The organism is Mesorhizobium sp. M7A.F.Ca.AU.001.01.1.1 (assembly GCF_004022735.1).
GTDB classification, from domain to species: domain Bacteria; phylum Pseudomonadota; class Alphaproteobacteria; order Rhizobiales; family Rhizobiaceae; genus Mesorhizobium; species Mesorhizobium ciceri.
Map to the genome: position 1 here is coordinate 1 of NZ_RZPF01000254.1, position 7,930 is coordinate 7,930.

The window sequence follows — 7,930 nt, forward strand, 5'->3', positions numbered from 1 at the left end:
TCCCTGACTGCCGGCCGTGTCGTTCGCTTGCCCGAGATAACGACGAAGGTGGCGACCATGGCCTGCGGCCGCACGGACGAAAGTATCTACGAGATCGTCGCCAAGCACGTCGACGACATCGTCCTTGTCGAGGATGCGGACATGCAGAAAGCCGCTGAATTGCTCTGGTTCGAATTCGGCATCGCCGCCGACCTCAGCGGCGCGGCATCGCTGGCCGCGTTGATGAGCGGAGCTTTCAAGCCACCGCGCGGCGCCCGCATCGCCGGGCTTGTCTGCGGCGCCGGTGTCGAAGGCCTGAACGGCTGAGGTCGAGAAAGGCCGGTCCACGCAAGACGCGGCCCGACATGGATACGGCACGAGTGCCGCGGAATACCGCCGGAATGCCTGTCGCTGGGACGGTCGTCGTGCGGGACATGAAAAAGAGGCGAAGAATCGTCCTGTCGCAACAAGAGGAGAACTGAAACATGCGCATTTCCCTGAAAGCATCCATTGCTCTGCTTGCACTCGCCATCGCAACGCCCTCGCTTGCCGCGGAAAAGGTTCTTGGACTTGCGGCAATCGACTTGCAGAACTCCTTCTTTGTCCGCATGAAGGAAGCCGGCGACGTGGCTGCCGCCGACTATGGGGTGAAATCCACCTGGCAGAGCGCCGAGGGTAGCCTGGAAAAACAGGTCAGCATCATCGAGAATTTCATCAATCAGGGCGTCAGCGCGATCCTGATCGATCCGATCGACAAGAACGCGGTCATTCCGGTGATCCAGAAAGCCACTGCCGCCGGCATTCCGGTGATCACCATGGGCAACAAGGTCGAGGCAGGCTCGAACTATTCGACGCTCTATCCGGACTACGACAACATGTCGATGGTTGCCCGCGCGCTCGGCAAGTCGCTTGGCGGCAAGGGCGAAGTCGCCCTGCTCGTCGGTTCGCGTGGCAACTTCGTGTCCGACACGCGCGAAAAAGGCTTTGTCGAAACCCTGAAAAAGGAGTTTCCGGACATCAAGGTCGTCGGCATCGAGCCGACCGGCTGGGACGCAGCCAAGGCAACGAATGCCGCCCAGACATGGCTCACCACCTATCCGGACCTGAAGGCCATCGGCTGCATCTCCGACAGCCTTTGCCTGGCAGCCGATTCCGTTGCCAGTTCGATGGGAACCCAGCTGCTCTACGGCGGCTATGACGGCGACGCCGAGATGAAGCCGCTGATCGACGACGGCAAGATGGTGATGGACGTGCTGACCGGCGCCTATCGTGTCGGCTACTGGAACATCGCCGTTGCCGCTCGCCTGGCCAACGGCGAAAAGCTGCCGCAGGATCTCTACATGCCGACCTATTTCGTGACCTCGGATGCGACGGCGGCGAAGCTCAAGGCGGATGGCCTCACCTTCGAATACATCAACACCGACAAGGAGGCGGTGGAAGCCAAGAACTATACCGAGCAACTCGGTCCCAAGGTTCCGGCGACCGCCATGACCCTGGCAAAGTAACAGCCTAAAGCGGCTCAAGCGCCGGATGACGTATCATCCGGCGTCCCCTTTTCCTGACGATCGCCGTCGCCGCTTCCGTGGTGACCGCGCATGATGCTCGATAAGAGGACCGACCCATGTTCCAGTCCTGGACCTCTCCGTTACTACGGCGCAACGAACCGGTTCTCATCGCGGTGCTGCTGGTCGCCATCGCCGTCTTCGGCTGGATCGATCCGCGCTTTCTGTCGACCGGCAACCTTGTCAGCATCGCGCAGCAGAGTGCGGTCATCGCCCTCATCTCCTTTGCCATGACGGCCGTGATCATCGCGCGCGGCATCGATATTTCCGTCGGCAGCAACCTCGCCTGTTCCGGCATCGCCGCGGGTCTTGCCTATACGGCAACCGGCTCGGCGAGCCTGAGCCTTCTCGCCGCGATCGGTGGCGGTGCCGCGATAGGTCTGCTCAATGGAGCGCTGATCGGCTTTGCCGGCATCTCCCCTTTCATCGCAACGCTCGCCACCATGGCGTTCGCGCGCGGCCTGGCGCTCAGTCTCTCCGGCGCATCCAGCATCGCGGTCGCCGATCCGGTCCTGCTTTTCGCCGGACGCGAGACAATCGGCCTGCTGCCGGTCTCCGTCATCATCGCCGCCATCTGCCTGAGCCTCTGGTGGTTCGTGCTCAATCGAACGGTATACGGGCGTTGGATCTATGCGATCGGCGGCAATGCGGGGGCGGCGCGGGCCTCTCTGGTTCCCGTCGACCTCGTGCGCATCTCCGTCTACCTGATTGCCGGTGCGACAGCCGGGCTCGGCGCGATCCTCACCATCGGCCGCCTTGGTTCGGCACAGCCGCTTGCCGGCACCGGCCTTGAATTTACAGCCATCACAGCCGCGATCATCGGCGGCACGAAACTCTCCGGCGGCCAGGGCTCGATCTGGGGAACGGCGATCGGGGCGCTGCTGCTGGGCGTCATCAACACCGGCCTGTCGTTCCTGCAGGTGCCGCAGATCCTGATCTATTTCGTCACCGCGAGCCTCATTCTGGTGGCCGTTCTCACCAGCCAGCCGGAGAGTGTCGCCGCCTTGTTCAAGACCGGTGGCCGCAAGTCCACCCCGTCGCCCCGCAACACCGCCGCAACATCGGTCGGCAAACACAGCATCGCCTTGCGCGGGCTTGGCAAGTCTTTTCCGGGCGTCAAGGCACTCGACGGTGTCAGCTTTGCCGTCTCGGCCGGCGAGGTGGTGGGACTTGCCGGCGAGAACGGGGCCGGGAAATCGACGCTGGTGAAGTGCATTTCCGGTCTACATCGCCCGGACGAGGGTGAGATCGTCATCGACGGCAACGCCGTCCAGTTCCACTCCCCCAGCGCCGCCAAGGGCATCAGCGTCATCCATCAGCATTTCAGCCTTTCGCCGGACCTGACCGTGGCGGAGAATCTCTTCATCGGCCGCGAACCGCACACCCGCCTGGGATTTCTCGACCGGGCCCGGATGCGGCGCGATGCGAAAGCCATCATGGACGAGCTGTCGCTCGATATCGACATTGGCGCGGAACTGCGAACGCTTTCCGTCGGGCACCGGCAGATGGTGGAAATCGCCCGTGCCGTTCTGTCCGATGCCTGGTTCTTCATCATGGACGAGCCGACCAGCGCGCTCTCCAACCGCGAGCGCGACCAGCTCTATGACCTGATCGACAGGCTGAGAGCTCGCGGCGCCGGCATCCTCTACATCTCGCACAAGATGGAAGAGATCTTCAGCCAGTGCGACCGCGTCGTCGTTCTGCGTGACGGGCGCTTCATCGGCGAGCGCCAGACCAGCCAGACCAGCGAGGCCGAGATCGTCTCCATGATGGTCGGGCGCGATGTCGGCGACATCTTCCCCTATCTCAAAGCGCAAGTCGGCGAGACCGCGATCGAGATCAGCAACATCTCCGATGGCAAGCTCTTGAAGTCTGCGACGCTCAGCGTGTGCAGGGGCGAAATCGTCGCGCTCGCCGGCCTGATGGGCAGCGGCCGCTCCGAAGTGCTCAGGCTGATTGCCGGCCTCGATCCCATGCATGGCGGCACCCTCAGAATTTTCGGCGGGCAGCAGACCAGCGGCGACACCAAGACCGCCAATCGCGCCGGCATCGTCTACATACCGGAAGACCGGCATCTGGAAGGCTTTGTCGGCACGATGTCGATCAGGGATAACCTGTCCCTCGCCTGGATTCGCGACAACAGTCACTTCGGCCTGCTGAGACCTCGCCACATCCTGGCTCTCGCGCGCGATCTCATCGGCTCACTCGGCGTGCGGCCGGCCCAGCCCGACAAGATGGCCATCGAACTCTCGGGCGGCAATCAGCAGAAGGTCGTCATCGGCAAATGGCTTGCCACCAAGCCGAAGATCATCCTGCTCGACGAGCCGACACGCGGCGTCGACGTCGGCGCAAAGTCCGAACTCCATCACCTGATCGCAAGATTGAAGGCCGAGGGCGCGGCGATCCTCATGGTGTCGAGCGAGTTGCCCGAGGTCCTCGGCGTTGCCGACCGCATCGTCGTCATGCGCGAAGGCCACTCTGTCGGCACGCTGGCGCGTGGGGCGACGGAAGAAGATGTGATGACGCTGGCCTTCGGTGATCGCACGATCACACCACCAGCCTGCGCACCCCGGCCAGCATCCAACCTTGCACCATGCCTGTAAGGAGGACCCTTTGAGCAAATTGAAGATCGCCATCGTCGGTGCCGGCTACATGGGTCTCCTGCATGCGCAGGTGGTTGCCGAGAGCCCTGTCGCGGAACTATCGGCATTCGTTGATCCGAACGCTGCCTCGGGAAGCAAGGCCGCGTCCGATTTCGGCGTCCGGCATTTCACCGATGCCGCCGCCGCGCTGACTGCCAATGCCGCCGACGCCTACATAGTGGCGGCACCCGATACGCTGCATGAAGACGTCTGCCGCACTCTGCTCGATGCCGGCAAGCCGGTGCTGCTCGAAAAACCGATGGCTCATGATCTTTCCGCTGCCAAGGCGATTGCGAAAGCGGCGGAGAGAAACGGCGCGCGTCTGTTGGTCGGCCACATCCTGCGGTTCGACCCGCGCTATTGCGAAGCCGCGGCAGCGGTGAAATCCGGGCGGATCGGCGAGCCGATCCACGGCAGCAGCGGCCGTTTCACCAATCGCGAAGTCGGTCTTCGCATGAACGGAAACTCGAGCGTCTGCTTCTACCTCGGCGTGCACGACGTGGATGCGCTGCAATGGATCTCAGGTTCAGACATCATCGCCGTCTACTCCCGATCGGTCGCCAAGCTCATGCCTTCGCTCGGAGTTCGCTCCGAAGACGCGATCTTCTCCACCGTCGAGCTGTCGAACGGAATGAGCGGACAGCTCTACTTCGGCTGGACGCTGCCACCGACCGTTCCGACCGGCATCTGGGCGCGCACCGAAATCATCGGCACCGAAGGCATGATCGACCTCGACGTGCGCGACCACGGTCTACGTATCCTATCGCATGGACAGTGGTCGCAGCCCGACGCCTTGCACTGGCCGACCGTCAATGGCCGCATCACCGGGGATCTCTTCGAGGAGGTCCACCATTTCATTTCCGCGGTTCGCGACGAAACCCCTTTCGTGATGCCGCTCGACGACGCCCTGCGCGCCGTCGCCGTCAATGATGCAATCCTGCGCAGCGTCAAATCAGGCCTGCGCGAACCGGTCGAAGATTGGCACATCCGATGAGAGAACCCTCATGACCCGCCAACAGAACATTTGGTGCAGGCGCTTTCTCGACCTCTCGCCGTTGATCCTGCTGGTCATCCTGCTGGCGATCTTCGCGCTCATCGACGCCCGCATCGTTTCAACCGCCAGCCTCATCAACATCGTCGCCCAGGCGACCCCGATCGCCATACTGGCGCTTGGCGCCCTGATCGTTCTGCTGACGGCAGGCATCGACCTGTCCGCCGGCGTCGGCGTCGCCTTCTGTGCCGTCTTCATCGCCAGCCTGATCGACGGCGGCGCCAGCCTGCCGCTTGCCTTGCTCGTCGGCTTTGCCGTGATGGTGGTGATCGGCCTCGCGAACGGCGCCGTTATCGCACTGTTGAAGATACCGCCCTTCGTGACGACATTGGCCACAATGGTCGCGCTGCAGGGCGCAACGCTTGCCGTTGCCTCCAAAGGCGTCCTGATGCTGAAGGATCCGACGCTTCGCGCGGTCGGCATCGAACGCAGCTTCGGCATTCCCAATGTCATTTTCGCAACGCTGCTGATCGTCGCCGTAGCAGCAATCCTGATGCGGCACAGCCGTTTCGGGCTGCGTACCTATGCGCTCGGATCGGATGCCGGAGCCGCGGAACTTGCCGGCATCCCGGTGACGAAACACACGATCCTCGTCTATTGCGCCTCCAGTATCTTCGTCTTCCTGACAGCCGTGATCATGATCAGCCGGGTGCCGGTCGTGACGCCCAACATCGGCGGGACCTCGCTGCTTCTGGACGCGATCGCCGCGGCCGTACTTGGCGGCACCAGTATTTTCGGCGGCAGGGGAACGGTGTGGGGCGCGGTCGTCGGCGCGCTGATCGTCAGCCTGCTGACGACAGCGCTTCGGGTGTTCGGCACGGACCCGTCCAGCCTCGAACTCTACAAGGGAGCAATCATCATGGTCGCTCTCCTGGCCGATTCCGGCATGACCTACGCCAAGGCCCGGCTTGTCGAGGCAGCACGATGAACGAGCCAGCTCCGGCCTTGCCGATCCCGCCTGGATCCAGCTTTGCGCTGATGACCTCCCCGGATACGGAAAGACACGCGACAGCCGGCGTGCATAAACCCGTCGTCATTCTACCGCTCGGCGCTGTCGAGCAACATGGCCCGCATCTGCCGCTCGGCGTCGATTGCTGGCTTGCGGAAGCGGTTGCGCTCGCCGCGGCGGAAGGACAGGCCTCCATCCGTGTCGCCGAACCTTTCGCCTATGGCTCGTCCGAGCATCATCGCTCTTTCTCCGGCACCATGAGCCTCAGCCCGCAGATCTTCATCGCCGTTCTCGTCGATCTCTGCACCTGCCTTGCCGAAGACGGCTTCCTGCCGGTCATGCTGAACGGCCATGGCGGAAACCGCGCCGCCATCCAGGTGGCGATCACCACCCTTGGCAAGCGTGGCATCGTCACCGCGGGTTTCTCGTATTTCGATCTCATCGCCGACGTGGCGGCGCAGGCCCTGCCCGATGCCGCCACAGGCACCGGTCACGCTTGCGCGCTTGAAACGTCGTTGATGATGCATGTGCTTGGCGACAGCGTTCGCCGCGATCTCATCCCGCCAGGCGGCACTCCGCCATCCTGGCCGGATCCTCACCTTTACGCCGCGCCGGCCGTCACCGTCTGGCGCCGTTTCGAAGCCATCCGCGACAACGGCGTCATCGGCACGCCATCGCAGGCAAGCGCGGAGGCCGGCAGCAGACTTTTCATCGCAGCCGTGGAACGCAGCCGCGCCGCCATTTTGAACATCCAATCCGAATTCGGCCAAAGGAACGCATGATGACAGTCCATTTCAAATCTTCTCTCGAAGGCCCCAACCTGCGTGGCATGGCGATCGTCTCGGAGCCGGAAGCAGCCGCCCGCATCGGCATCAACCGCATCGGCGGCGAGTGGATTGCCGGCAGCTCGGGCAAATTCCTGAAAATCGATAGTCCTTCGACGGGCGAGCATCTCGGCTATCTCTCCCTTTCCACCCGCGCCGATGTCGGTCGCGCGGTGAAAGCCGCCGAAGGCGCACGCGGGACCATGCGCAAGATGGGAACCTTCGCACGCGCTCAATTGTGCATACGCATCGCCGACGCGATCGACAGGCGCGCCGAAGAGCTTGCCCACCTGCTCTGCCTGGAACAGGGTAAGCCCTTCCACAGCGAGGCAAAGGCCGAAGCATCGGCGGCAGCTCTCGGTTTCCGCAATGCGGCAGAGCAGATGAAGTGGCTGGAGACGGCGGCGTTTCCCCTGGCCGATGCCAACAAGCGCGCCTTCAGCTTCCTGCAGCCGAAGGGCATCTTTGCCATCATCACGCCATGGAATTTCCCGCTCGCCCTGCCCTGCCTCTACTATCTCGGACCGGCCGTCGCAACGGGCAACACCGTTGTCTGGGTGCCGGCGCCGACGACATCGCTGATTGCCACGGCACTTGTCGAATGCTTCATCGAGGCGGGCTTGCCGGACGGCGCCATCAATCTCGTTCTGGGAGATGGTGCGGAGGTGGGCGACGAGGCCGTCGTTCATCCGGGCACCCATGCCATCGGCTTCACCGGCAGTTCCGCCACCGGCGCGACGATCGCCCGGCGTGGCGCGGGCAAGCCGCTTCTGCTCGAAATGGGCGGCAACGGCCCGACCATCGTGCTAGCCGATGCCGATATCGACATGGCCGCCGCCCAGGTGGGGGCCGGCTGCTTTGCCAATGCCGGGCAGATCTGCACGGCCACCGAACGCGTGCTGGTGCATAAATCCATCCATGAC

Annotated in this window: 7 protein-coding genes; all 7 read left to right on the forward strand. The window is 63.3% G+C overall.

Features of this window, described 5'->3' with window-relative positions; genetic code table 11:
• A partial coding sequence (locus tag EN884_RS17055; RefSeq protein ID WP_128360643.1) for a pyridoxal-phosphate dependent enzyme occupies positions 1 to 306 on the forward strand: 306 nt, incomplete at its 5' end.
• A 158-nt stretch (positions 307 to 464) separates the two neighbouring features.
• The gene (locus EN884_RS17060) at positions 465 to 1,484 is read left to right on the forward strand and encodes a sugar ABC transporter substrate-binding protein (protein ID WP_013530435.1); all 1,020 of its coding nucleotides are present in this window, start codon (positions 465 to 467) and stop codon (positions 1,482 to 1,484) included.
• Positions 1,485 to 1,600: 116 nt separating this feature from the next.
• A complete protein-coding gene (locus tag EN884_RS17065) occupies positions 1,601 to 4,144 on the forward strand; it encodes an ATP-binding cassette domain-containing protein (protein WP_063168708.1) in 2,544 nt (847 codons plus the stop codon).
• A gap of 10 nt (positions 4,145 to 4,154) precedes the next feature.
• Positions 4,155 to 5,177: a Gfo/Idh/MocA family oxidoreductase gene (locus EN884_RS17070; RefSeq protein WP_013530433.1), complete on the forward strand. Its 1,023-nt coding sequence runs from the start codon at positions 4,155 to 4,157 to the stop codon at positions 5,175 to 5,177.
• A 10-nt stretch (positions 5,178 to 5,187) separates the two neighbouring features.
• Positions 5,188 to 6,162: an ABC transporter permease gene (locus EN884_RS17075; RefSeq protein ID WP_024503985.1), complete on the forward strand. Its 975-nt coding sequence runs from the start codon at positions 5,188 to 5,190 to the stop codon at positions 6,160 to 6,162.
• Complete coding sequence (locus EN884_RS17080) at positions 6,159 to 6,965, forward strand: creatininase family protein (protein WP_013530431.1); 807 nt, start codon at positions 6,159 to 6,161, stop codon at positions 6,963 to 6,965. The genes EN884_RS17075 and EN884_RS17080 overlap by 4 nt, the downstream gene beginning before the upstream one ends.
• A partial coding sequence (locus EN884_RS17085; protein WP_245491940.1) for an aldehyde dehydrogenase family protein occupies positions 6,962 to 7,930 on the forward strand: 969 nt, incomplete at its 3' end. The genes EN884_RS17080 and EN884_RS17085, both read left to right, overlap by 4 nt.

What these genes read in the sequence shown, in the direction of transcription:
- EN884_RS17080 (WP_013530431.1), top strand. Translation starts at nt 6,159, where the DNA reads ATGAACGAGCCAGCTCCGGCCTTGCCGATCCCGCCTGGATCCAGCTTT.
- EN884_RS17065 (WP_063168708.1), top strand. Translation starts at nt 1,601, where the DNA reads ATGTTCCAGTCCTGGACCTCTCCGTTACTACGGCGCAACGAACCGGTT.
- EN884_RS17075 (WP_024503985.1), top strand. Translation starts at nt 5,188, where the DNA reads ATGACCCGCCAACAGAACATTTGGTGCAGGCGCTTTCTCGACCTCTCG.
- EN884_RS17060 (WP_013530435.1), top strand. Translation starts at nt 465, where the DNA reads ATGCGCATTTCCCTGAAAGCATCCATTGCTCTGCTTGCACTCGCCATC.